Origin of the sequence: Mycolicibacterium hodleri (assembly GCF_025822245.1) — a bacterium.
Lineage (GTDB): Bacteria > Actinomycetota > Actinomycetes > Mycobacteriales > Mycobacteriaceae > Mycobacterium > Mycobacterium hodleri.
Genome location: NZ_JACKTL010000036.1, coordinates 118,548 through 142,963 on the forward strand (window position 1 = coordinate 118,548; position 24,416 = coordinate 142,963).

Here is a 24,416-nt window from a genome sequence, read left to right on the forward strand (position 1 = left end):
ACCCCTGTACTCGTTGACTCTCGTGGTCACCTGAACCCGCCGAATCCTAGTCACCGGTTGGCGTGACGAGCCTTGAACTCCCGGCGACGGCGATGCAGGATCGGCTCGGTATAGCCGTTGGGTTGCGCGGCGCCGGACAGAATCAGCTCCTGGGCCGCTTCGAAGGCGATGCTGGCCTCGGGATCGGGCGCCATGGGCAGATAGTCGGAGTCCTTGGCGTTCTGCTCGTCGACCACGCCGGCCATCCGCCGCAGGCTGGCCTTGACGTCCTCCTCGGTGATCACGCCATGCCGCAGCCAGTTGGCCAGCAACTGGCTGGAGATCCGCAGGGTGGCGCGGTCCTCCATCAGCGCGACGTCGTGGATGTCGGGGACCTTGGAGCAGCCGACGCCCGCGTCGACCCAGCGCACCACGTAGCCGAGGATCGACTGGCAGTTGTTGTCGACCTCCTCGCGGATCTCCTCCGGCGCCCACGCGAGCTCCTTGGCCAGCGGGATGGTCAGCAGCTGGTCGAGGGTGGTCCGCTTCTTGCCGGCGAGTTCCTTCTGCACCTCGAACACGTCCACCTGGTGGTAGTGCATCGCGTGCAGCGTGGCACCGGTCGGCGACGGCACCCATGCCGTGGTGGCGCCCGCCTTGGGCTGACCGATCTTCTGCTCGACCATGTCGGCCATCAGCTCGGTCATGGCCCACATGCCCTTGCCGATCTGGGCCTTGCCGGACAGGCCCGCGGCCAGACCGACGTCGACGTTGGCGTCTTCGTAGGCCTTGATCCACGGCTGGCTCTTCATCGTGCCCTTGCGGACCATCGGACCGGCCTCCATGGAGGTGTGGATCTCGTCGCCGGTGCGGTCCAGGAAGCCGGTGTTGATGAACACCACCCGGTCGGCGGCGGCCTTGATGCAGGCCTTCAGGTTCACCGTGGTGCGCCGCTCCTCGTCCATGATGCCGACCTTCATGGTGGCCTGCGGCAGGCCGAGCACGTCCTCGACCCGGCTGAACAGCTCGCAGGTGAACGCCACCTCGTCGGGGCCGTGCATCTTGGGCTTGACGATGTAGATGGACCCGCTGCGGCTGTTCAGCAGGGGCCCGTTCTGGTCGTCGGCCTTGAGGCCGTGCATGGCGATCAGCCCGGTGAACAGCGCGTCCTGGATGCCCTCGGGCACCTCGGAGCCGTCCTCGAAGACGATGGCGTCGTTGGTCATCAGGTGGCCGACGTTGCGCACGAACAACAGGCTGCGGCCGGGCAGGGTCAGTTCGGACTCGCCGTCCGGGGCGGTGAAGGTGCGGTCGGCGTTCAGCACCCGGGTGAACGACTTGCCGCCCTTGCTGACCTCTTCGGTCAGGTCGCCGCGGTTGAGCCCCAACCAGTTGCGGTAGCCGAGCACCTTGTCGTCGGCGTCGACGGCGGCGACCGAGTCCTCGAAGTCCATGATCGTGGTGACGGCCGACTCCAGTACGACGTCCTTGACGCCCGCCTTGTCGGTCGACCCGACGGGGGATTCGGGGTCGACCAGGATCTCGACGTGCAGGCCGTGGTGGACCAGGAGGATCGACCACTGGGGCGAGCCGAGTTCGCCGGTGTAGCCGGCGAACTCGTCGGGGTCGGCGAGGCCGACCGCAAGGTCGTCACCGACGGTGACGAGCAGCTGGCCGTCGTCGATCGTGAACCCGGTGGCATCTGCCCACGACCCCGACGCCAGGGGCACGGACTCGTCGAGGAAGTTGCGGGCGTAGGCGATGACCTTGTCGCCGCGCACCTGGTTGTAGCCGTCGGTGCCCTTCTCGGCGCCGTCGGTCTCGGGGATGACGTCGGTGCCGTACAGCGCGTCGTACAGCGAACCCCACCGCGCGTTGGAGGCGTTCAGTGCGAACCGGGCGTTGAGGATGGGCACCACCAGCTGCGGGCCCGCGGTGCTGGTGATTTCCTCGTCGACGCCCGAGGTGGTGATCGTGAAGTCGTCCGGCTCCGGAAGCAGGTAGCCGATGTCGGTGAGGAACGTCTGGTATTCCGCGGCGTCGAACGGTCCGATCACGCGCTGGCGGTGCCACTTGTCGATCTGGGCCTGCAGTTCGTCCCGGCGGGCCAGCAGATCCTGGTTCTGGGGCGCGAGATCGGCGACGACCTTGTCCACGCCCGCCCAGAAGCTGTCGGGGTCGACACCGGTACCGGGCAGCGCTTCGTTGGTGATGAAGTCGTGCAGCACCCGTGCCACTCGCAGATTTCCGACGGTCACGCGGTCAGTCATGATTTCCTCTCTCAAGCGTCGATCCAGCTTACCCGTGGGTAAACCTCGTCCAATCGACCTGCTGCCGCCAGCATCTCGTCACACCGGCTCAGCAATGCCGCCCGCAACGGAGCCGAGCGATCGGCGACGTCCCGCTGCCGGCGCACGTACTCGGTGCGGCCGGCCGCATTCTCGACGGCGATCGGCTCGATGCCGAAGTCCGCCAGATCGTAGGGGCTGGCCCGCATGTCGAGTTCCCTGGCCAGGGCGGCGAGGTCCAGGCAGTCCATCAGCAACTCCGAGGGCACCAGTGCCCCGAGCTTGTAACACCACTTGTACAGGTCCATGTTGGCGTGCACGCACCCCGGTTGTTCGGTGGCGACCTGGGTCTCGCGGCTCAGCGCCTCGGCGTTGCGCGGCGCGGCGGGCGCGGTGAAGAATCGATAGGCGTCGAAGTGGCTGCAGCGCAACGGATTCGACTCAACTACCTCGTCGGTCCCCGCGGCGCCGAGTCGCAGGGGCACCTGCTCGTGGCGCACGTCGGTGGTCCGGTAGACCATCGCCCACTCGTGCAGCCCGAAGCAGTTGAGCCGGGCGGGGCGCTCGGCGGTGGCGCGGAGCAACCCGGCGACGAAGGCCACCGTGTCCAAGCGCGTGCGCAGGTGCTCGTGGCTCGCCGTGACGACGCCTCCGCGCCGGTGGTAGCCCGCGCGTTCGAGGAACGGCTCCGCCGCCGCACCCTGGAGGGCGACACCGAACCCGGGGTGCCAGCGGCGCAACTGCCGGGGTCGCAGGCTGTAGTAGCTGAACAGGAAGTCCCACACCGGATGCGCTTCACCACGCCGAGCCCGCTCCCGGTGGGGCCCCAGGAAGGACTCGGCCCGCTCCAGGTGCGTGCGCTCGCGCTGCGTCCAGTCGGATTCCTCGAGCACCCGGTGCCCCAGGACCACCTCAGACACGGTGGGTCCCGTCGCGCACCGTCCCCACCAGGTCCTCGACCAGGTCCTCCAGCGCCACCAGGGCCGTCACCCGGTCGTCGTTGGTGACGAGGGCCAAGTGGCTGTTGTCCCGCCGCAGCCGCGTCAACGCGTCCGGGACCGGCAACGACGCGGCCAGCCGTGGCAGCGCGCGGACCGTGGTCAGGTCGACGACCGCATCGGGGTCGCTCATCAGCCCGAGCACGTCCTTGATGTGCAGGTAACCGAGGAACTCTCCGGCGGTGTCCGTGACGGGGAAGCGGGAGTAGCCGGTGTCGACCAGGGCCCGTTCGATCGCCGCGACGGTGGGTCCGAGTCCCGGACCGGCCACCGGGACCGCCCGGATGTCGGACAGGGGGATCGCGACGTCGGACACCACGTGGGTACGCACCTGCAGGGCGCGGGTCAGCCTGCCGTGCTCCTCGGGGTCCAGCAGGCCCTCCGACAGCGATTCGGCGATCATCTCCGAGAGTTCCACCGTGGACACCGTGACGTCGAGCTCGTCCTTGGGTTCCACCCCGAACGAGCGCAGGGTCGTGTTGGCACACCAGTTGTAGAAGGCGATGAACGGCTTCGCCAGCCTCATGTAGACGAGGTACGGCGGAATCAGCAGCATCGCGGCCGACTCCGGCCCGGCGATGGCGATGTTCTTGGGCACCATCTCACCGAGGAGCACGTGAAGGGTGACGACGACGCCGAGCGCGATGACTAACGACACCGTGTGCAGGATCGTGTCGGGAATGCCGACGACGGCGAACGGCACCTCCAGGAGGTGCGCGACCGCGGGCTCGCCGACGCGACCCAGCAGGATCGAGCAGATCGTGATGCCCAGCTGGGCACCGGCGAGCATCAACGAGAGCCGCTCACCGGCCCGGATGACCGTGACGGCGCTCTTCTTGCCCTGTTCGGCAAGGGCTTCGAGACGGTCACGGCGCGCCGAGATCAAGGCGAACTCCGCGCCCACGAAGAACGCGTTGGCGCCGAGCAGCACCACGGTGAGGAACACGCCGAAGACGTCGGATCCCATCAGCGCCCCTCCTCCTCGGACTCGCCGCGGCGGCCCAGTTCGGTGAGCTCGAGCAGGTCGATGCGACGGCCGTCCATCTGGGTCACGGTCGCCTGCCAGTGCACGGGATCGTCCAACGGGCCGTCGGGGTCGAATTCGGTGAGCTCGACGGTTTCGCCGGGCTCGGGGATGTGGCCAAGCTCCTGCAGGATGAGCCCGCCAATCGTTTCGTAGTCGCCCTCCGGCGGCCGGAACGACGTCTCGCTCTCGACCTCGTCGATGCGCAGCAGCCCCGAGATGCGCCATCCGTTGCGGACCTCGACCACGTCCAGGGTGGCGTCGTCGTGCTCGTCGCGGACGTCGCCGACGATCTCCTCGATGAGGTCCTCGACGGTGACCATGCCCGCCGTACCACCGTATTCGTCGACCACCAGCGCGGTCTGCAGTCCGTTGGCGCGGATCTGGGTCATCACGGCGTCGCCGTCCAGGCTCGACGGCACCGTGGACACGGGCCGGGCGATGGCCACCAGTTGCGTGGTGGCGCGGTCGGCGACCGGCACGGCGAACGCCTGCTTGACGTGCACGATGCCGACCGTCTCGTCCAGGTCGCCCGCGGTGATGGGAAACCGGGAGAACCCGGTGTCGATGGCCTTGAGCACGAGGTCCGCGACCGTGTCGTCGACGTGCAGCGACTCGATCTTCGAGCGCGGCGTCATGAGTTCCTCGGCGGAGCGCTCACCGAACTGCAGCGAGCGGTCCACCAGGTCGGCGGTGCTGGCGTCCAGGGAGCCGCTGCGCTTGGACGTGCGCACCAAGGAGACGAGCTCCTGTGGTGAGCGGGCGGACCGCAGTTCCTCGGCGGGTTCGATGCCGAGCCGGCGAAGTATCCAGTTGGCGGTGCCGTTGGTCACCTTGATCGCCGGTGTGAGGAACCGGGAGAACCACCATTGCGGCGGGGCCGCCCAGCGCGCGGTGGGCGACGGTTTGGCGACGGCCAGGTTCTTCGGCACCAGCTCGCCGAAGATCATCGACACCGACGTGGCGATCAGCAGCGCCAGGCCAAGTGCGATGCCGTCTCGCGTGTTCTCTGGCACGCCGATCAGGTCGAGCGGCGCGTGAAGCAGCGTGGCGACCACGGGTTCGGCGAGATAACCGGTGGCCAGCGTCGTGATCGAGATGCCCAGCTGTGCGCCGGAGAGCTGAAACGACAGGCTGCGGTGCGCCTTCTGGACGTAGGCGTCGCGCCAGCCGCCGGACTTCGCGTTGGCTTCGACGGTGCTGCGTTCCAGTGCCGTCAGCGAGAATTCGGCGGCGACGAACAGAGCCGTCCCCGCCGTCAGCAGGAGGAAGGCGAGCAGACTGAGGGCAAGACTCATCGGAGCCTCGCACCACGGGCGCCGGGCACGTGGCCCGGCTTCCTACTGGAGGGTTCGGCGTCGGATGGCTCCGAGGAGGCCCGTTCAGGTTCCGGGGCCTCGGCGGGTGCCTGCGGCACGTGTTCCCCTTCGATCGGCGGCGAGATGGCCCAATCGTAGCGGGGCCGCCGCCATTCAGGACACCGTGGAGGTCACCAGCCCGACGGCAGCGGATGACCCTCGGCGAAGCCGGCGGCGGACTGCACGCCGAGGACCACCTTGTCGTGGAGTTCCTCCAGCGTCGTCGCACCGACGTAGGTGCAAGTGCTCCGGACGCCGGAGGTGATGTGGTCCAGGAGGTCCTCGACGCCGCCGCGGGCCGGGTCGAGGCTCATCCGCGACGTCGAGATGCCCTCCTCGAACAAGGCCTTGCGGGCCCGGTCGAACTGGCTGTCGCCCGAGGTCCGTGCGGCGACCGCACGCTTGGACGCCATGCCGTAGCTCTCCTTGTACAGCCGGTCGTCCCGGTCGTACAGCAGGTCGCCCGGCGACTCGTAGGTGCCGGCGAACCAGGAACCGATCATGACGTTGGCGGCGCCGGCGGCCAGGGCCAGTGCGACGTCCCGAGGATGACGCACGCCGCCGTCGGCCCAGACGTGCCCGCCCAGTTGCCGTGCGGCCGCGGAACATTCGACGACCGCCGAGAACTGCGGGCGTCCGACGCCGGTCATCATCCGCGTGGTGCACATCGCGCCCGGGCCGACGCCCACCTTGACGATCGACGCGCCCGCGCTGATCAGGTCGCGCGTGCCCTCGGCCGACACCACGTTGCCCGCGGCCAGCGGCAGGCCGAGGTCGAGGGAGGACACGGCCTTGATGGCGTCGAGCATCTTCAGCTGGTGGCCGTGGGCGGTGTCGACGACCAGCAGGTCGACGCCAGCCTCGGCCAGTGCCTGCGCCTTGGCGGCGACGTCGCCGTTGATGCCGACCGCGGCCGCGATCCGCAGGCGACCCGTGTCGTCGACCGCGGGGGAGTAGATGCCCGCCCGAATGGCACCCGTGCGCGTCAGCACCCCGGCCAGGCGGCCGTCGGGACCGGTCATCACGGCGACCCCGATCGGGTTGTGCTCGAGCTGGTCGAACACGGTGCGCGGGTCGGTGCCCACCGGTGCGGTGACGAAGTCGACCGTCGCGACGTCGCGAACCCGGGCGAAGCGGTCGACCCCACGACACGACGCCTCGGTGACCAGTCCGACCGGTGCACCGGCGGCGTCGACCACCACGGCGGCGCCGTGGGCGCGCTTGTGGATCAGCGCGGTGGCGTCGGAGACCGAGTCCTCCGGCGACAGGGTCACGGGGGTGTCGACGACCACGTCGCGACTCTTCACGAACTCGACCATGTCGCGCACTGCCGAGGTCGGAAGATCTTGCGGCAGAACGACGATGCCGCCACGACGGGCCACCGTCTCGGCCATCCGGCGGCCCGCCACGGCGGTCATGTTGGCCACGACCACCGGGATCGTCGTGCCCGATCCGTCGGCGGTGGAGAGGTCGACGTCGAACCGGGACGCGACGTCCGAGCGTCCCGGTACGACGAAGACGTCGTTGTAGGTCAGGTCATAGGGCGGGTGGTGCCCATCCAGGAATCTCACGCAGGCGACTCACTGCGGTCACCGCTCCACTGGGTGTGGAACTTCTTGCTCGGATCCTCGTCGACGCGTCCGTAGGTGTGGGCGCCGAAGAAGTCGCGCAGACCCTGGGTCAGGGCCGCGGGCAGCCGCTCGGTGCGCAGCGCGTCGTAGTACGACAGCGCGGAGGCGAAACCGGGGATCGGGATTCCCAGCTCGGTGGCCTTGACCACGACCCGGCGCCAGCTGTCGATGCCTGCCTCGACCGCGTCCCGGAAGTACGGCGCGGCGATCAGCGTGGCCAGCTCGCCGTTCTCGTCGTAGGCCTCCTTGATGCGGTTGAGGAACTTCGCGCGGATGATGCAGCCGCCACGCCAGATGGTCGCCATGTCGCCGAGCGTGATGTTCCAGCCGTATTCGGCGCTGCCCGCCTGAATCTGGTTAAAGCCCTGGGCGTAGGCGATGATCTTCGACGCATACAGCGCCTTGCTGACGTCGTCGACGAACTGGGCCGCGTCGTCGGGCTTGGCGCCCAGTTCACCCGAGGCCAGCCCGGTGGTGGCCTTGCGCTGGGCGACCGAGCCGGACAGGGCGCGGGCGAACACGGCCTCGGCGATGCCGGTCACGGGCACCCCGAGGTCGAGGGCCGACTTGACCGTCCAGCGCCCGGTGCCCTTCTGCTCGGCCTCGTCGAGGATGACGTCGACCAGGGGCTTGCCGGTCTTGGCGTCGACCTGCTTGAGCACCTCGGCGGTGATCTCGATCAGGTAGCTGTCCAGGTCGCCCTTGTTCCATTCGGCGAAGATGTCGGCGATCTCGGGGGCGGTCTTTCCGAGCCCGTCACGCAGCAGCTGGTAGGCCTCGCCGATGAGCTGCATGTCGGAGTACTCGATGCCGTTGTGCACCATCTTGACGAAGTGGCCCGCGCCATCGGGCCCGATGTGCGTGCAGCACGGGACGCCGTCGACGTGGGCGGAGATTTCCTCCAGCAGCGGGCCGAGCGACGTGTAGGACTCGGCGGGGCCGCCGGGCATGATCGACGGCCCGTTGAGGGCGCCCTCCTCGCCACCGGAGATGCCGGCGCCGACGTAGTGCAGACCGCGCTCGCGGATGGCCTTCTCGCGGCGGATGGTGTCGGTGAAGAGGGAGTTGCCGCCGTCGATGATGATGTCGCCCTCCTCCATCGCGTCGGCGAGCTCGTTGATCACCGCGTCGGTCGGATCGCCCGCCTTGACCATGATCAGCACCCGGCGCGGCTTCTCAAGCGTCGCAAGGAATTCCGGAATGGTGTCGCCGCGCACGAAGTTGCCCTCGGAGCCGTGTGCCTCGAGCAGCGCGTCGATCTTGGCGGTCGTGCGGTTGTGCAGCGCCACGGTGTAGCCGTGGTGGGCGAAGTTGCGGGCGATGTTGGACCCCATCACGGCCAGTCCGGTGACGCCGATCTGAGCTGTTGCGTTTTTTTCGGGCGAGCTCACGGGCAGCCTTTCGTAGTTGGGTCGACGCGGGAGGGTTCGAGAAACGAATCTAGCCGGTGATCAGTCGCCGCAGCTCGGTGAGCCACGGCACCGCGAGCGCCACGGTGGGCACGACGAGCAGCGCCGCCGCGGTGACGTAGGCCGCGACGGCGAGGGGAACGCTGTTGGGCTTTCCGCAGAGCCGGCGTACCCGGGTCACGGTGTGAGGCCCGCCCGCGGCGAGCGCGCCGGACGGTGCTCGGCACGATGCGCAGGCCACCAGTGCCCTGGCCAGCGGTGTCGGACCGGCGGTCCGGACTGCGGCGTCGTCGGCGAGCAGTTCGATCAGCAGGCGGACGGCGTCGAGCGCGTTGGCGCTGCGGACGAACCGGGGGAACGCGGCGTGGACGGCGGTGAACATCTCGAGCACCAGGTCGTGACGGGCTCGCAGGTGTGCGTGTTCGTGGCTGAGGATGGCCGACATCTCGGCGTCGGACAGGGCGATGAGCGTGCCCTCGCTGACCACGACCCGACTGCGGACGCCGGGCAGGCAGTACGCCAGCGGCTGCGCGACGTCGAGGATGCGCAGTCCGTGGGACCGGCGCAGCGACGGATCGTGGCACCTGCCGACGAGGTCGACCACCATTCGGTGGTGGGCTCGCCGGCGCCGGGTGGCGATCGCGACCTGCACGACGGCGACGACGAGGCGGGCGCCGATCAGCAGGGTGATCGCGAAGACCACGACGTAGAGCACCCACAGCGGCCAACCGAGGACGGCGATTTCGCTGGTGATCGTCGCGGTGGGTCGACCGTCTGGACCTGGGACGAAGAGTCTGCTCGCGATCGCGATGCCGGCGCTGAAGGCGGACAACACCGCGGCCAGCGCGACCGACTGCCACAGCACCACGGCGGCCCGGGGTGCGCGCAACGGCCACGACGAGCGCGCCAACAACGCTGGCACTGGTCCTATGAGGAGCAGCGCGACTGCGGCGAAGGCCAGCGCGGACACACTGTCAGTGTCCCTCAGGCGGTACCCGGATTGCCAGCGGCCGGGCCAGAACCATCCTTGGCCTCCAGTTCGGCCAGGGCGCGTCGCAACGCGGCGGCCTCGTCGGCCCCCACCCGCTCGACGAAGTGGACCAGCGCAGCCTGTCTGCTGCCGGAGTCCGAGGCCTGGTCGAGGGCGTCGACCATGAGGCCGGCGACCAGCTCGTCGCGGCCGTGGGTCGGTGCGTAGCGGTGTGCTCTGTCGTCGCGGTGCTGCACGACGAGGTTCTTCTTGGCGAGGCGCTGGAGGACGGTCATGATCGTCGTGTAGGCCAGGTCTCGCCGTGCCGCCAGTGCTTCGTGCACCTGGCGGACGGTCTGGGGTTCGCGCGAGGACCAGAGGTGATCCATCACTTCGCGTTCGAGTTCCCCGAGTCGCGTCTGTTTGGCCATGTTTCGTTCACTCTCCTGAGCAATGGAATCAGGGTACTACGCGCTTACTACCGTGTGTCGTATGAGTCGTGGGGCGGCGCTGCCCGCACGGCCTGTGAGTCGAGTCACGAAGGGTTTCCCTGCTCGTTAGCCCCACTATAGTAAGGCTAACCTAACTGCAGGAGGTGCCCATGACAGTCGTGATAGACGATCCACTCATCGCACGGATGGCGATCGACCGGCCGCTGCCCCTTCACGAGTCCAGCCGGCGTCTGCGCGAGCTCTACCCCGAGTGTCCGCGCGTGTACGGCGTCGCCGTCATGGGCGACCTGTCCCGGCGGCGATGGTGGCCGTTGACCGACGCGCTGGCCACTGATCGGCTGCAGGCGATGTTCGAGGCGGCGGCTGCCGAGACCGACAACTGCGTCGCCGTCGCCCAGCAGCTCGCCGCGACGCTGGCACACGTGGTCATCGGGCGCGTGGTTCCGCTGCTGGTGCTCGAGGGCAGGGCCTGGGACACCGGGCTGGAGAACCTCTGGGTGCACGTGGACTCCGAGGGCGCCATCGACTGGGTCGGCGTCGTCGACCCCACACTGCGGGCCCTGCCCGACGACGCGCACTTCCGCGCCGGTGCGGGAAACCCTGGCGACCGGATCGTCGCGCTTCCCAACGAGGCGGCGCTGACGACGTGGGTGGCACATCGGAGCCACCGATCGCTCGGGCCGCTGTTCGACAAGCTCGTGCAGGTCAGTGGCGGAGCCATGTCGACGGCCGCGATGTGGCACGTCGTCGGTACCGCCGTCGTGAGCGCGGCCACCCAGGTCCCGTTGCTCGCCGGTTCGAGCGAGCTGACGAGCATGCGGCGCGGGCAGGCCGTCCTCGACGCACTCGTCGGCTTCGGCGCTCCCGTCCGGGGCGTCCGTCGGACGTGCGCGGGGAAGGCCTTGCTAAATTAGGGCAGCCTTGCCTATGCTCATGGCACGCTCGACGACAACTTCACACGACCACCGGACCGCCGCGGAATCCTGAGGGCTGCAGAGATCCCCGGTCCATTCGAGGGTGGGCCCCGCACACGTCACGTGTGCGGGGCCCACCCGTTTTACCGGGGTGTGTTTCCCCGCGGCACTCCGAGCGTGTAGACAATTCCCTTGTGACGACTTGGATGCCCAACGGCGTGGGTGGCGGATTCGACGACGAGATCGGCCTCACCTACTTGGACGTGACGCCCGACGGTGCCAAGGCGCAGCTGACCATCGACGCCAGGCACCTCCAGCCGCACGGCATCGTGCACGGCGGGGTCTACTGCGCCATCGTCGAAAGCGTCGCCAGCGTCTCGGCGGCCACGTGGCTGCAGGCCAAGGGCGCCGGAAGCAACGTCGTCGGGGTGAACAACAACACCGACTTCCTGCGCGCGATCACCGCGGGCATGGTCACCGCGGTGTCCACGCCAATCCACCGCGGTCGCCGGCAACAGATCTGGCTCATCGAGATCACCGACACCAACGACAAGCTGGTCGCCCGCGGCCAGGTACGTCTGCAGAACCTGCCCAACGAGGCCTGACCGCCGGAGCATTCGCGCGTGCGCTGCTGAGTGCGGCCCGCCGTGGCAGGATCGCGACCTATGCGTCTGTCACCGCACGAGCAGGATCGACTGCTCGTCTCCTATGCGGCCGAACTCGCCCGCCGCCGTCAGGCCCGCGGCCTGCGGCTGAACCACCCCGAAGCGGTCGCACTGATCACCGACCACATCCTCGAGGGCGCCCGCGACGGTCGCACCGTCGCCGAGCTGATGAACAGCGGGCGCGAGGTGCTCAGCCGTGACGACGTGATGGAGGGCGTGCCCGAGATGCTCGACGACGTCCAGGCCGAGGCGACCTTTCCGGACGGCACCAAGCTCGTCACCGTCCATCACCCGATCTCCTGAGGTGAGCCGATGATTCCTGGAGAAATCGTCTTCGGCGACGGCGACATCGCGATCAACGACGGTGCCGAGCGCCTCGAGATGGCGATAGTCAACACCGGCGACCGGCCCGTGCAGGTCGGCAGCCACGTCCATCTGCCGCAAGCCAACGCCGCGCTGGAGTTCGACCGCGACGCCGCCCACGGCCACCGTCTCGACATCCCGGCAGGCACGGCGGTGCGCTTCGAACCCGGTATCGCCCAAGACGTTTCGCTGGTGCCGCTCAGTGGCAGTCGCGAGGTCCACGGATTGTCCCTGAACCCGCCAGGAAGGCTGGATACGTGAGCGATCTGTCGCGGAGTCGCTACGCCGCCCTCTTCGGCCCCACCACGGGGGACCGGATCCGGCTGGCCGACACCGACCTGTTCATCGAGATCACCGAGGACCGCAGCGGCGGTCCCGGGCGAGCCGGCGACGAAGCGGTGTTCGGCGGGGGCAAGGTGCTCCGGGAATCCATGGGCCAGTCCAGGGCCACCAGGGCCGACGGGGCGCCCGACACCGTCATCACCGGCGCGGTGATCGTCGACTACTGGGGAATCATCAAGGCAGACGTCGGGATTCGCGACGGCCGCATCACCGCCATCGGCAAGGCCGGCAACCCGGACATCATGTCCGGCGTGCACCCGGACCTGGTGGTGGGACCGTCCACCGAGATCATCGCGGGCAACGGTCGCATCCTCACCGCGGGCGCGATCGACTGTCACGTGCACCTGATTTGCCCGCAGATCATGGAGGAGGCCCTTGGCGGCGGCATCACCACGATCGTCGCCGGTGGCACCGGCCCCGCGGAGGGCAGCAAGGCCACTACGGTCACCCCGGGCTCCTGGCACCTGGCCCGCATGTTGGAGGCGCTCGACCACTGGCCGCTGAACGTGCTGCTCCTTGGCAAGGGGAACACCGTCAGCGCCGAGTCGATGTGGGAGCAATTGCGCGGCGGCGCAGCCGGATTCAAGCTACACGAGGACTGGGGCACCACACCCGCCGCCATCGACGCCTGCCTGACCGTCGCCGACGCCGCGGGAGTGCAGGTCAACCTGCACTCCGACACCCTCAACGAAGCGGGCTTCGTCGAGGACACGCTGGCGGCGATCAACGGTCGCGCCATCCACGCCTATCACACCGAGGGTGCCGGCGGCGGGCACGCTCCCGACATCATCACGGTGGTCTCCCACGCCAACGTGCTGCCCAGTTCCACCAACCCGACGCGGCCGCACACCGTCAACACCCTCGACGAGCACCTCGACATGCTCATGGTGTGCCACCACCTGAACCCAAGCGTGCCAGAGGATCTCGCGTTCGCCGAGAGCCGGATCCGGCCGTCGACGATCGCTGCGGAGGACCTGCTGCACGACATCGGGGCGATCTCGATGATCGGCAGTGACGCCCAGGCCATGGGCCGCATCGGCGAGGTGGTGCTGCGCACCTGGCAGACGGCGCACGTGATGAAGAAGCGCCGCGGGGCGTTGGAGGGAGACGGTGCGGCCGACAACAACCGGGTCCGCCGCTACGTGGCGAAGTACACGATCTGCCCGGCGGTTGCCCACGGCGTCGACCACGAGATCGGCTCCGTCGAAGTCGGCAAGCTCGCCGACCTGGTGCTGTGGGAGCCGGCCTTCTTCGGGGTCCGGCCACACGCCGTCGTCAAGGGCGGCATGATCGCGTGGGCGGCGATGGGCGACGCCAACGCGTCGATCCCGACCCCCCAGCCCGTGTTGCCCCGACCGATGTTCGGTGCCTCACCCGCGGCGGCCGCCGCCACGTCGGTGCACTTCGTCGCACCCCAGGCCGTGGACGACGGCCTCGCCGACCGACTCGCCGTCAACCGGCGGCTCGTCCCCGTGCGCGACGTGCGGAAGGTGGGCAAGGCCGACATGCCGCTGAACGACGCACTGCCGCGCATCGAGGTCGACCCCGACACGTTCACCGTGACGATCGACGGTGACGTCTGGGCCGAGCAGCCTGCGGTGGAACTGCCGATGGCGCAGAGATACTTCCTGTTCTGAGATGTCGAACCTCTCCACCCTGCTGGTCCTAGCGGACTCCCGGCTGCCGACCGGTGGTCACGTCCACTCCGGTGGCGTCGAGGAGGCCGTCACCAGCGGGCTGGTGGTCGACCTGAGCACGCTCCGGGCCTTTCTGCGCCGCCGCATCCGCACCAGCGGACTGGTCACCGCGTCGGTGGCCGCCGCCGTGCACGGCGGCTCGCTGAGCCTGATGGCCGCCGATCTCGAAACAGACGCGCGCACACCGGCTCCCGCCGCCCGCAGGGCCTCGCGCGCCCAGGGCAGAGGCCTCGTCCGGCTGGCTCGCAAGGTGTGGCCCGACACTGACTGGGATGCCGTCGGCACCAGGCCACACCTGGGGGTCGCGGCTGGTGCCGTCGGCGCGGCCAGCGGACTGCTGCCCGAGCAGACGGCCACCTCGGTGGTCTACACGACGATGACCGGGTCGGCCACGGCCGCCCAGCGCCTGCTGGCACTCGACCCCGGTGACGTCGCGGCGCTCACCTTCGAGCTGTCCGCGCTGTGCGACCAGACCGCGGCCGACGCGTCGAAGGAACTCGCCGACCTGTCCGACCCCCTGCTCGACGTGCTCGCCCAGCGACACGCCGAGCGCGACCGCCCGTTGTTCGCTTCCTGAAAGGCCCGCCATGCCACCACATCTGCTCGACGGCGAACCCCACGGCCACGTCGAACGCCCCCGCCGCGTCCGCCACGAAGGTGAACCGCTGCGCATCGGCATCGGCGGCCCGGTGGGCTCCGGCAAGACCGCACTGGTGGCCGCCCTGTGCCGTCAGCTGCGCAACGAGCTGTCGCTCGCGGTGTTGACCAACGACATCTACACCACCGAGGACGCCGACTTCTTGCGCCGCAACGCCGTCCTGCCCGACGAGCGGATCGCCGCCGTGCAGACCGGCGGCTGCCCGCACACCGCGATCCGCGACGACATCACCGCCAACCTCGACGCGATCGACGACCTGATCGCCGGAAACCCGCGACTCGACCTGATCCTCGTCGAATCGGGTGGCGACAACCTGACCGCCACCTTCTCCTCGGGCCTGGTGGACGTGCAGATCTTCGTGATCGACGTGGCGGGCGGGGACAAGGTGCCCCGCAAGGGCGGCCCCGGCGTGACGTTCTCGGATCTGTTGGTGATCAACAAGACCGACCTGGCGCCCATGGTCGGCGCCGACCTCGACGTGATGCGCCGTGACGCGGCGACGGTCCGTGGCGACCGTCCGTTCGTGTTGATCTCGCTGACCGAGGACCCGGCGGCGACGCTGGTGCTGGACTGGGTGCGGCAGCAACTGCGCGTGCCGGTCTAAGCGGATGCTCTCGGAGGTCCTGATCGTCGCGTCTGCCGGCCGCGCACCACGCATCGAGTGCGCGGGTGGCGTGGCGGGCCGGCGCACCGACGCCGACACGGTCCACCTCGTCTCGGCCGCGGCGACGCCGCTGGGTGGGGACACGATCAGGTATCGGGTCGTCGTCGAACGCGGCGCGGTGCTCCGAGTGCGCAGTGCCGCGGCGACGATGGCGATGCCGGGCCCGGTCACCATGGAGAGCAGGGCGGTGTGGGAGCTCGAGGTCGACGGGCTCCTCGACCTGGATCCGCAGCCCACCATCGTGGCGGGGGAGGCCCGGCACGTGACGACGACCCGGTTGGCGCTCGGCGACGGCGGCGGTGTGCGGCTACGCGAGCGCGTGCAGATCGGCAGATCCCACGAGCGTCAGGGCTTCTGGTCGGGCGCGGTGCACGCAGACGTCGGCGGCGCGCCGTTGCTCCGGCATCGCGTCGAGATCGGCGCCGGCGCGGTGACCGACGACGATCTCGGCGCACCGCGGGCGTGCGTCAGCGAATTGCGTTATCCCGAACCGGCTTTCGCCGGGGCGGGCACGATGCTCGAGCTCGCCGCCGGCGGTTGCCTGGCGACCTGGCAGGGCGAGCGACTCTAGCCGCCCGCCCACCGGGTCGATTCCCCGGTCGCTGCGCTCCCGCCCGCCGGGATCAGCTCGCAGCCTTCTCCGTCTCGCGCAGCGACGCGGCCATGTCCTCGAGTTGCTCGATGCGCGTTCGTGCGTAGGCCTGCTGCTCGGTGATGGTCAGCTGACCCCGCTCGCGGCTGAGGAACGTCACCGCCCACGACAACAGCGTCGCGACCTTCGTCTTGAACCCGACCAGGTAGATCAGGTGCAGCCCCAACCATGCCAGCCACGCGATGAACCCGCCGAATTCGAGCTTTCCGACCTGGGCGACCGCGTTGTACTTCGACACCGTGGCCATCGAGCCCTTGTCGAAGTAGCTGAACGGCTCGCGCGGCTTGGGAATGGTGCCGTGCTCGCGTGCCTTGGCCTCGTTCTGGATGATCTTCGAGACGTACTTGGCACCCTGGATGGCACCCTGGGCCATGCCCGGTACGCCCTCGACGAACGCCATGTCGCCGATCACGAAGACGTTCGGGTGACCCGGAATCGACAGATCTGGCAGCACCTTCACGCGGCCGGCGCGGTCGATCTCGGTCTCCGACTGCTCGGCGAGGTCGCGGCCCAGGGGACTGGCCTGCACACCGGCGGACCACACCTTGCAGGCCGCCTCGATGCGCCGGATGGTGCCGTCGGCGTCCTTGACGGTGATGCCGTTGCGGTCGACGTCGGTGACCATCGCGTTGAGCTGGACCTCGACGCCCATCTTCTCCAGGCGCGCCTGGGCCTTCAGGCCCAGCTTCTTGCCCATCGGAGGCAGCACCGCGGGTGCCGCGTCCAGCAGGATCACGTGGGCCTCGGTGGGATCGATGTGGCGGAAGCTGCCCTTGAGCGTCTGGTCGGCCAGTTCCTGGATCTGCCCGGCCATCTCGACACCGGTCGGACCCGCCCCGACGACGACGAAGGTCAGCAGCTTCTTGCGGCGTTCGGGGTCGCTCGACCGTTCGGCCTGTTCGAAGGCGCCGAGGATGCGTCCGCGCAGCTCCAGCGCGTCGTCGATCGACTTCATGCCCGGCGCGAACTCGGCGAAGTGGTCGTTGCCGAAGTAGGACTGCCCTGCGCCGGCCGCGATGACGAGGCTGTCGTAGGGAGTGACGTAGTCGTGCCCCAGCAGCTCGGAGGTCACGGTCTTGTTGGCGAGGTCGACGTGGGTGACGTCGCCGAGTAGGACCTGGGCGTTCTCCTGCTTGCGCAGGATCAACCGGGTGGGCGGGGCGATCTCGCCCTCGGAGATGATGCCGGTGGCCACCTGGTACAGCAGCGGCTGGAACAGGTGGTGTGTCGTACGCGCGATCAGCTTGATGTCCACGTCGGCCCTCTTGAGCTTCTGGGCGGTGTTGAGACCGCCGAAGCCAGATCCGATGATGACGACCTTATGCCGATCCGTTGCCGTAGCTCCGGGGTGGCTCATTGCTGCTCCTCGCGTGCGAAAACCTGTCCAGTACGACTACTAGGTTAGTCGGACACGTTCCCCGGAGTGCGGTGAGATGACCCACCGCACTCCGGGGACACCCGAGGTCTTCGCGCCGGACCCCTGCCGTTTACCCGGCGAGCAGCGGCTTGAGCAGCTCGCCGACCGCGGTCACTCCGCCGGGGTGGTACCCGTCGATGCTGGTGACCGGGCTGAGGATGACACCGTCCACGCCGGCGTCGAGGACCTTCTCCTTGACCTGCTCGGCGATCTGCTCCGGGCTGCCGAACACCGCCTGCTGCCGGAAGTCCTCCGGAATGAAGTCGGCGGTGACGCCCTCGCCGATGATTGCGACGACGAGCATGCTCGTCTCCAGCGTCGCGGGATCCCGGTCGATCTTCTCGCAGTTCTCCTTGACCACCTGAATCTTGCGGGGGAGCTCGTCGAAGCCGGCGATGATGTTGAGGTGGTCGAAGTGCTTGGCGGCCAACGGAATCGTCTTCTTCTCGCCACTGCCGCCGATCATCAGCGGGATGTGGTCACGGAAGCGTGGTTCGGCCATCGCCTCCTGCGTCTTGTAGTACGTGCCGGAGAACGTCGGCCGCTCGCCCTCGAGCATGGGCAGGATGATCTGCAGGGCCTCGCCGAGGCGGTTGAACCGGTCGGTGAAGGTGCCGAAGTCGTAGCCCAGCGAGTCGTGCTCCAGCTCGTACCAGCCGGTGCCGATGCCGAGGATCGCCCGGCCCTGGCTGATGACGTCCAGCGTGGTGATGGCCTTGGCCAGGAGCGTCGGGTTGCGGTAGGTGTTGCCGGTGACGAGGGTGCCGAGCTGCACGCGCTCGGTGGCCGCCGCCAGTGCGCCGAGGGCGGTGTAGGCCTCGAGCATCGGCTGGTCGGGGGTGCCCAGGCCGGGCAGCTGATAGAAGTGGTCCATCACGAAGACGGAGTCGAAGCCGGCGGCCTCGGCCTCCTGCGCTTGGGCGATGACGGTGGGAAAGAGCTGCTCAATCCCGGTGCCGTAGGAGAAGTTGGGGATCTGAAGTCCGAGTCGAATGGTCACGTGTGTGACCCTAGCCACGCCTAACCGGAACGTGTACCCCGTTTCGCTCTCGGCGGACGCCGGAATGAATCCGGGCTCAGGCGAAGCTGGCGAGCGCCCCGTGGCTTACGTGCAGCGTCTGCCCGGTGATGTGCCTGGCCGCCGGGGTGGTCAGGAACAGCGCCAGCCGGGTGATCTCCGCGGCCACGGACGGTGAGGTGGTCGCGATGCCGTCGTAGCCGGGCTCGGCGCCCCGGCCGGACGCGACCGCGTTGAGCGTGACGCCTCGGATTCCGAAGTGCGTCGCCTGTCCCGCAGTCCAATTCGACAGGGCGGCCTTGACCGCGGCCTCGGCGCTGCCCTCCGTGGCGTTGTCGGCGACGACGTTGACGATGGTGCCGCCGGAGCGGAGGTGGTCGCCGAGGATCTGCACGGTCAGCACGGCCGAGAGCACCGTGGCGTCCATCGCCGCGCGCCAGGTGTTGGCGCGCTCGGTCAGCGTGTAGGTGCGGGGGTCGCCACCGTCCCAGCGCAGTGCCGGCACGTTGACGATCGTGTCGAGATGATGCGGGAACTGGCTGCGGGCCTCTTCGAGACTGGACGGGTCGGTGTTGTCGAAGACGATCGAGTCGACGTCGAGTTCCTTGGCCGCCACCTCGAGTTCGTCCCGCCGAGAACCGGCGATGACCACCTGATGACCCGCGTCGCGGAATCCCTCGGCGATGATGCGCCCCAGTTCGGTGTCGCCACCGGTCAGCAGCACGTCCATCATCACGACCTCCTCGTGTTCGACGCTGAACCCAGCGAGTCGCCGTTCATGTTACTGGACAGTAGCTAGGCGATCGAACGCGCCACGCGAAGAATCGTGGGTGTCACCGCGTTGCAGTCGGCCGTGTCCCCGGCGCCGTGAGCAACTCGGGCGGTCTGCCGCGGTGGATCTACGTGCCGGGGTCAACCTGGTCTGCGGACTGCTCGGCGACGGCTCTCCGGGGCTAGCGGCCGACATCACCGCGGCGTCGGCAACCGACCTGCGGCTGGGACCGGGGCAACGGGTCGCCTTCACCGTGAAGGCCCGCAAAGTGTCGATTCATCGCGCGCGGTAACGCTTGCCGAGGCGGCCGCGATCAAGCAGAAGTCGACACCCGCGCACCGCGCGGGTGCCGAGCCGCGCCCCCGTGTGCTCAGCAATCCCTCAAATGCTGACTGCCATTGGGTTTGATTGCTCAGCAATCTCCAAGTTTGGCACTCTAAGAGCAACTCACACTTGCGTCACGGCCGTAACACGGTAGTTTCTTCCCCATGCAGCACCCTCCTCGACGCAGGCGCTTTCCCAAGGCACTGGCCACGGCCGTCCTTGCGGGCGTCACTGCCGTGACAGTCGCGCTTCCCGGTACCGTCGCCCACGCCGATCCCGTCCCGCCGCCGGAGCCGGTTCCCGCACCGGCCCCGGCTCCTGCGCCCGTGCCCGCCCCCGCGCCGGCTCCCGTGGATCCGAACGCTCCGCCGCCGCCGCCCGCCGATCCGAACGCTCCGCCGCCGGCCGATCCCAGCGCGCCGCCAGCGCCACCCCCGGAGCCGGGCCGCGTCGACAACGCCGCCGGCGGCTTCAGCTACGTCGTCCCGGCGGGCTGGAAGGTCTCGGACAACACGCAGCTCTCCTACGGGCAGGCGTTGCTCACCAAGATTCCCGAGGCCGGAGCCGAAGCGCCGTCGGACACGAGCGTCCTACTTGGTCGGCTCGACCTGAAGCTGTTCGCCGGTGCCGAGACCGACAACGCGAAGGCCGCCACCCGCCTGGCGTCCGACATGGGCGAGTTCTTCATGCCCTTCGCCGGCACTCGCCAGGGTCAGGAAGCCGGACCGCTCGACGCGGCCGGCCTCCCGGGCGCCTTCTCCTCCTACGAGGTCAAGTTCACCGACACCACCAAGCCCAATGGCCAGATCTGGGCCGGCGTCGTAGGCGACGTTCCGCCGCCCGGGTCGCCGCGTGGTCAGCGGACGCCGGAACGCTGGTTCGTCGTGTGGCTGGGTTCGGCGAACCACCCGGTCGACAAGGGTGCGGCGGCGACGCTCGCGCAGTCGATTCGGTCGTTCACGCCGCCGCCACCTCCGCCGCCGCCCGCGCCGGATCCCAACGCGCCCGCACCCGATCCCAACGCGCCACCGGCGCGGCCCGGCGTCGGCGTTCCCGTTCCCGTGACGGACGCGCCCCCCGGGATGATGCCGGCTGGCTAATGCGTCGATCGACGGCCGACCGTGCATGTTTCATGCGTCTAATCGTTACCGTCGCCGGGTAGACCGGAACCTGACCCGGCGACGTCGCCGGGCTGGTTCGGCTACTGGCAGGAGTGCGTCATGAACATGGTTTTGGCAACGGAGTTCGTCGCCGCACGATCCAGCACACTCACCAGCGTGGGGTGGATCGGGTACATCATCATCGGCGCCCTCGCGGGCTGGATCGCCGGGAAGATCGTCAAGGGCGGCGGCTCGGGCATTCTGCTCAACATCGTCATCGGCATCATCGGTGCGTTGATCGGCGGCTTCCTGCTGAGCTTCTTCGTCGACACCGCGGCGGGCGGATGGTGGTTCACGCTGTTCACCGCCATCCTCGGCTCGGTCATCCTGCTGGCCATCGTCGGCGCGGTACGCAAGAGGTAACCGCAGCGCGGCTCGGTGTGCCCGCGAGCGGCGGGGGGTCCAGTACCTAGGTCGACAGGTGCCAGACCACGGCCGCCGCGAGCGCACCGAGTCCGTTGAGCGACCAGTGCAGGGCAATGGGCGCGATCAGGCTACCGCTGCGTCGGCGCAGCCAGGTGAAGACGAAACCGGCCGCGCCCGTGGCAATCACGGCCATCACGACGCCGGCGACCATGCCGACGACGCCCGCGCCGAACAGGTCGGTGAAGCCGACGTTGCTGCTGGTCAAGCCGAAGGACGTGGCGATGTGCCACATTCCGAACAACAGCGAACCGGCCGCGGCGACACCCCTGAACCCCCACGCCCGGTCGAGCGCACCGTGCAGCACCCCGCGGAAGGCAAGCTCCTCGGGGATCACGGTTTGCAGGGGAATGATGATCATCGACGCGAGCAGCGCCCCCGAGATGGTGGCGTAGTGGTTGTTCATGAACATCGGCCGGGTCCACGGCAACAGTGCGCCGACGCCGATGACGGTCCCGACCAGGGCGACGGCGCCGATCGCGTACCAGGCACCGGACCGCCAGTGGTCCCGGCCGAGTCCGAGTTCGGTCCAGCCGAGACCTCGGGATCGCACCAGCAGCACCAGGACGATCGCCGCCGCCGGAACGACGACGACGTTGGCCAGGGGGGTGGTGAAGTGTGCGAGCAGGTTCGTCATGATCAACACGACCACCACGACGCCCACGTCGACGTACACCCGGAAGTGATGCAGCGCCGCCATCTGACCGATGAGCGGATGAGGCGGCGCTTCGGCCGTGACGACGTCGGACATAACTCGCCGAGCATACGTCAGGAGCCCATATTGGCAGGTCAACACCGGTACATCGCAGCTGCTCCGACCGGACGCCGACCCGGCCCCCGCGACCTTCGGCCGCTGCACGATACTGATCCGCATGCTTGACACGTGTCAGCTTTTGGCGTCGACGAGGGTGCTGGACCTCGGTGGTGCGGACTCGGACGGGGTCGGCAGGATCTTCGCCGACCTCGGCGCCGACGTGCTGCTGGTCGAGGAACCGGGTGGCGCGGCGCATCGCGCGGCCCGGCCGACCGTGGCGGGATCGTCGATCGCCTTCACGCTGAACAACGCCAACAAGCGCAGCATCGTGCTCGACCCGACCGACGCCGCCGACCGCGCGCGGTTCGCCGAACTCGTCGGCGGGGCCGACGTGCTGGTCGACGGCAGGGGAGCCGCCGGTGCTGCGGCGTTCGGGCCGTCGGTCTCGGAGCTGGCCACGCGGCACGAGCACCTGGTCGCGCTCGAGATCACCGACTTCGGGACGACGGGTCCGCGGGCTGGCTGGCAAGCCACCGACTCCGTGTTCTACGCGATGTCGACCGCGCTGTCGCGGTCCGGTCCGACGGCGGGCCGGCCCGTGCTGCCACCGTCCGGTTTGGCGACGTCGACTGCCGCGGTCCAGGCGGCGTGGGTGGCGCTCGTCGCGTACTACCACCGGCTGCGTACCGGCACGGGCGACTACGTCGACTTCTCCCGGTACGAGGCGGTCGTCCAGTGCCTCGATCCGCCGTTCGGGTCCGAGGGGCAGGCGGCCGTCGGGCAGAAGCAGTCCGGGGAGTTGTGGCGAGGACGCCCACGCAACCAGCAGATCTACCCGACGTTCCCGTGCCGCGACGGGTTCGTCCGGATCTGCCTGCTGTCGGCCCGCCAGTGGCACGGCATGCGGGCCTGGCTCGGCGAGCCCGAGCAGTTCGCCGACCCGAAGTTCGAGACGATCGTCGCCCGCTTCCTCGCCTCGGCAGAACTCAACGCCGCGATCGGGGAGCTCTTCGCGTTGGAGTCGATGGACGATCTGGTGTCGGAGGGACAGCGCCGCGGTGTCCCGATCGCCGCCGTGTTCGCCCCGGCGGAGGCGTTGGCCTCGGAACACTTTCGGTCGGTCGGCGCGCTGACCGAGACCCGGGTCGGCGCCGACTCCACGCTGGCGGTCCCGGCCGGCCCGTTCGTCGTCGACGGTCACCGCGCCGGAATCTCGCGTCCCAGCCCGGTGGCGGGCGACGGCGACGACGGCTGGCTGCAGACGTCGGGTCCGGGGCGGGCGTCGGCCGGCGAGGCCGGGCCGCTGCCGTTCGATGGACTGCGCGTACTCGACCTCGGTGTCATCGTCGCCGGAGGTGAACTCGGTCGGCTGTTCGCCGACCACGGCGCCCAGGTGATCAAAGTCGAGAGCGCCGCCTATCCGGACGGTCTGCGGCAGACCCCACCCGGGCAGCCCATGAGTCGGTCGTGGGCGCTGACCCATCGCAACGAGTACAGCCTCGGACTGGATCTGCGCTCGCCGGAGGGGGCCGCACTCTTCCGCCGTCTCGTCTCGGCCTCCGACGCCGTGTTCGCCAACTTCAAGCCGGGTACCCTTGCCGCACTGGGGTTCTCGCACGACGAGCTGACGAAGGTCAACCCGCGCATCGTGCTGGCCGAGAGCAGTGCGTTCGGTGCGACCGGGCCGTGGAGCGATCGCATGGGCTACGGCCCGCTGGTGCGGGCCACCACCGGCGTCAGCCGGCTGTGGACGTCGGACGATCCCGGGGACACCGGCTTCTACGACGCGACCACGATCTTCCCCGACCACGTCGTCGCGAGGATCACCGCGATCGCCACCCTCGCGGCGTTGATCGGCGGAGGGGATTCCGGCGTCCGCGTGCACATTTCCCAGGCCGAGGCCGCCGTCAACCAACTCGCCACGGCCTACGTCGCCGACGCCGCGCAGGCCGCCGGGCTCGAGCTGGGCGTCGACGACGCGGTGCACGCGGTCTACCCGTGCGCCGGGGACGACGAATGGTGCGTGATCTCCGTGCGCTCCGACGACGACCGCGCCGCTCTGGCTAAGGTGCTGGACGACGAATTGTCCAGCACGGCAGACGGACTCGTCGAACAGGTAGCGCAGTGGACGGCCACCCTGGACAAGGCCGAGGTCGTCGCGGCCGTACAGGCCGCGGGCGTACCGGCCGGACCGATGAACCGTGCGGTGGACGTGCTCCACGATCCGCAACTCGTCCACCGCCACCTCTACGCCGAGATGGTGCATCCGCTGTTCGCGGCGCCCATCTCGACCGAGACCCACCCGGCGCCGTTTCGGCGGATCGCCGACGCGCCCCTGCGGCCCGCTCCGATGCCGGGCGAACACACCCGGCAGATCGTCGGCGACGTCCTCGGCCTCGACGCCACCGAGACCGACCGGCTGATCGCCGACGGCGTGCTCTTCACCTGGACCCCCGACCCCCCACTCGCGTAACGGAAGAAAGG

The 24,416-nt window shown here is 69.1% G+C and carries 24 protein-coding genes; 12 read left to right on the plus strand and 12 right to left on the minus strand.

The features are described 5' to 3' along the window. Positions 1–50: 50 nt before the first annotated feature. From H7J06_RS16085 to H7J06_RS16120, 8 genes are all read right to left on the minus strand, one after another. The gene (locus tag H7J06_RS16085; RefSeq protein ID WP_264039959.1) at positions 51–2,249 is read right to left on the minus strand and encodes a malate synthase G; all 2,199 of its coding nucleotides are present in this window, start codon (positions 2,247–2,249) and stop codon (positions 51–53) included. Positions 2,250–2,260: 11 nt separating this feature from the next. After that, entirely contained in the window at positions 2,261–3,187 is a 927-nt protein-coding gene (locus tag H7J06_RS16090; RefSeq protein ID WP_264039960.1) for a 3-methyladenine DNA glycosylase, read from the minus strand. Beyond that, complete coding sequence (locus H7J06_RS16095; protein ID WP_264039961.1) at positions 3,180–4,232, minus strand: hemolysin family protein; 1,053 nt, start codon at positions 4,230–4,232, stop codon at positions 3,180–3,182. The genes H7J06_RS16090 and H7J06_RS16095 overlap by 8 nt, the downstream gene beginning before the upstream one ends. Further along, positions 4,232–5,587: a hemolysin family protein gene (locus tag H7J06_RS16100; protein ID WP_264039963.1), complete on the minus strand. Its 1,356-nt coding sequence runs from the start codon at positions 5,585–5,587 to the stop codon at positions 4,232–4,234. Before H7J06_RS16100 ends, H7J06_RS16095 begins: the two co-directional genes overlap by 1 nt. A 191-nt stretch (positions 5,588–5,778) precedes the next feature. Continuing rightward, a complete protein-coding gene (locus tag H7J06_RS16105; protein ID WP_264039964.1) occupies positions 5,779–7,218 on the minus strand; it encodes a GuaB1 family IMP dehydrogenase-related protein in 1,440 nt (479 codons plus the stop codon). Then, the gene (gnd, locus tag H7J06_RS16110; protein WP_264039965.1) at positions 7,215–8,669 is read right to left on the minus strand and encodes an NADP-dependent phosphogluconate dehydrogenase; all 1,455 of its coding nucleotides are present in this window, start codon (positions 8,667–8,669) and stop codon (positions 7,215–7,217) included. Before gnd ends, H7J06_RS16105 begins: the two co-directional genes overlap by 4 nt. A 49-nt stretch (positions 8,670–8,718) precedes the next feature. After that, a complete protein-coding gene (locus H7J06_RS16115; RefSeq protein WP_264039967.1) occupies positions 8,719–9,657 on the minus strand; it encodes a M56 family metallopeptidase in 939 nt (312 codons plus the stop codon). Positions 9,658–9,671: 14 nt separating this feature from the next. After that, positions 9,672–10,088 (minus strand): BlaI/MecI/CopY family transcriptional regulator, encoded by a 417-nt coding sequence (locus H7J06_RS16120; protein WP_264039968.1) that lies wholly within the window; start codon positions 10,086–10,088, stop codon positions 9,672–9,674. 170 nt (positions 10,089–10,258) lie between these two features. Here H7J06_RS16120 and H7J06_RS16125 point away from each other — a divergent pair, with 170 nt between their 5' ends. The 8 genes from H7J06_RS16125 (at position 10,259) to H7J06_RS16160 (ending at position 15,983) form a co-directional block, all read left to right on the plus strand. Further along, the gene (locus H7J06_RS16125; protein ID WP_264039969.1) at positions 10,259–11,023 is read left to right on the plus strand and encodes an iron reductase; all 765 of its coding nucleotides are present in this window, start codon (positions 10,259–10,261) and stop codon (positions 11,021–11,023) included. Between the two features lie 194 nt (positions 11,024–11,217). Beyond that, a complete protein-coding gene (locus H7J06_RS16130) occupies positions 11,218–11,628 on the plus strand; it encodes a PaaI family thioesterase (RefSeq protein ID WP_142554898.1) in 411 nt (136 codons plus the stop codon). Between the two features lie 60 nt (positions 11,629–11,688). Then, positions 11,689–11,991: an urease subunit gamma gene (locus H7J06_RS16135; protein WP_264039971.1), complete on the plus strand. Its 303-nt coding sequence runs from the start codon at positions 11,689–11,691 to the stop codon at positions 11,989–11,991. Positions 11,992–12,000: 9 nt separating this feature from the next. Further along, the gene (locus H7J06_RS16140) at positions 12,001–12,312 is read left to right on the plus strand and encodes an urease subunit beta (protein WP_264039972.1); all 312 of its coding nucleotides are present in this window, start codon (positions 12,001–12,003) and stop codon (positions 12,310–12,312) included. Next, on the plus strand, positions 12,309–14,030 hold the full coding sequence (locus H7J06_RS16145) for an urease subunit alpha (protein WP_264039973.1): 1,722 nt from the start codon (positions 12,309–12,311) through the stop codon (positions 14,028–14,030). The genes H7J06_RS16140 and H7J06_RS16145 overlap by 4 nt, the downstream gene beginning before the upstream one ends. Before the next feature lies 1 nt (position 14,031). Continuing rightward, positions 14,032–14,667, plus strand: coding sequence for an urease accessory protein UreF (locus H7J06_RS16150; protein ID WP_264039974.1), 636 nt, complete (start codon positions 14,032–14,034; stop codon positions 14,665–14,667). Between the two features lie 10 nt (positions 14,668–14,677). Beyond that, positions 14,678–15,352: an urease accessory protein UreG gene (gene ureG, locus H7J06_RS16155; protein ID WP_264039975.1), complete on the plus strand. Its 675-nt coding sequence runs from the start codon at positions 14,678–14,680 to the stop codon at positions 15,350–15,352. Between the two features lie 4 nt (positions 15,353–15,356). Continuing rightward, positions 15,357–15,983: an urease accessory protein UreD gene (locus tag H7J06_RS16160; RefSeq protein WP_264039977.1), complete on the plus strand. Its 627-nt coding sequence runs from the start codon at positions 15,357–15,359 to the stop codon at positions 15,981–15,983. Positions 15,984–16,035: 52 nt separating this feature from the next. Here H7J06_RS16160 and H7J06_RS16165 read toward each other — a convergent pair whose 3' ends face one another. From H7J06_RS16165 to H7J06_RS16175, 3 genes are all read right to left on the minus strand, one after another. Then, positions 16,036–17,421: a type II NADH:quinone oxidoreductase Ndh gene (locus tag H7J06_RS16165; RefSeq protein WP_264039978.1), complete on the minus strand. Its 1,386-nt coding sequence runs from the start codon at positions 17,419–17,421 to the stop codon at positions 16,036–16,038. A gap of 130 nt (positions 17,422–17,551) precedes the next feature. Next, positions 17,552–18,481, minus strand: coding sequence for an LLM class F420-dependent oxidoreductase (locus H7J06_RS16170; RefSeq protein WP_264039979.1), 930 nt, complete (start codon positions 18,479–18,481; stop codon positions 17,552–17,554). Between the two features lie 76 nt (positions 18,482–18,557). Further along, positions 18,558–19,229, minus strand: a complete 672-nt coding sequence (locus H7J06_RS16175) for an SDR family oxidoreductase (RefSeq protein WP_264040125.1) — start codon at positions 19,227–19,229, stop codon at positions 18,558–18,560. Between the two features lie 163 nt (positions 19,230–19,392). On the opposite strand from H7J06_RS16175, the gene H7J06_RS16180 reads away from it, so the two are divergent. From H7J06_RS16180 to H7J06_RS16190, 3 genes are all read left to right on the plus strand, one after another. Beyond that, positions 19,393–19,563 (plus strand): TOBE domain-containing protein, encoded by a 171-nt coding sequence (locus tag H7J06_RS16180; protein ID WP_308205797.1) that lies wholly within the window; start codon positions 19,393–19,395, stop codon positions 19,561–19,563. Between the two features lie 196 nt (positions 19,564–19,759). Then, entirely contained in the window at positions 19,760–20,695 is a 936-nt protein-coding gene (locus H7J06_RS16185; RefSeq protein ID WP_264039980.1) for an APA family fibronectin-binding glycoprotein, read from the plus strand. 120 nt (positions 20,696–20,815) lie between these two features. Next, positions 20,816–21,118, plus strand: a complete 303-nt coding sequence (locus tag H7J06_RS16190; RefSeq protein ID WP_264039981.1) for a GlsB/YeaQ/YmgE family stress response membrane protein — start codon at positions 20,816–20,818, stop codon at positions 21,116–21,118. A gap of 46 nt (positions 21,119–21,164) precedes the next feature. Here H7J06_RS16190 and H7J06_RS16195 read toward each other — a convergent pair whose 3' ends face one another. After that, positions 21,165–21,929 (minus strand): CPBP family intramembrane glutamic endopeptidase, encoded by a 765-nt coding sequence (locus tag H7J06_RS16195; protein ID WP_264039982.1) that lies wholly within the window; start codon positions 21,927–21,929, stop codon positions 21,165–21,167. 115 nt (positions 21,930–22,044) lie between these two features. Between H7J06_RS16195 and H7J06_RS16200 the strand changes: the two genes are divergently transcribed. Next, positions 22,045–24,405 (plus strand): CaiB/BaiF CoA-transferase family protein, encoded by a 2,361-nt coding sequence (locus tag H7J06_RS16200; protein WP_264040126.1) that lies wholly within the window; start codon positions 22,045–22,047, stop codon positions 24,403–24,405. Positions 24,406–24,416: the final 11 nt, after the last annotated feature.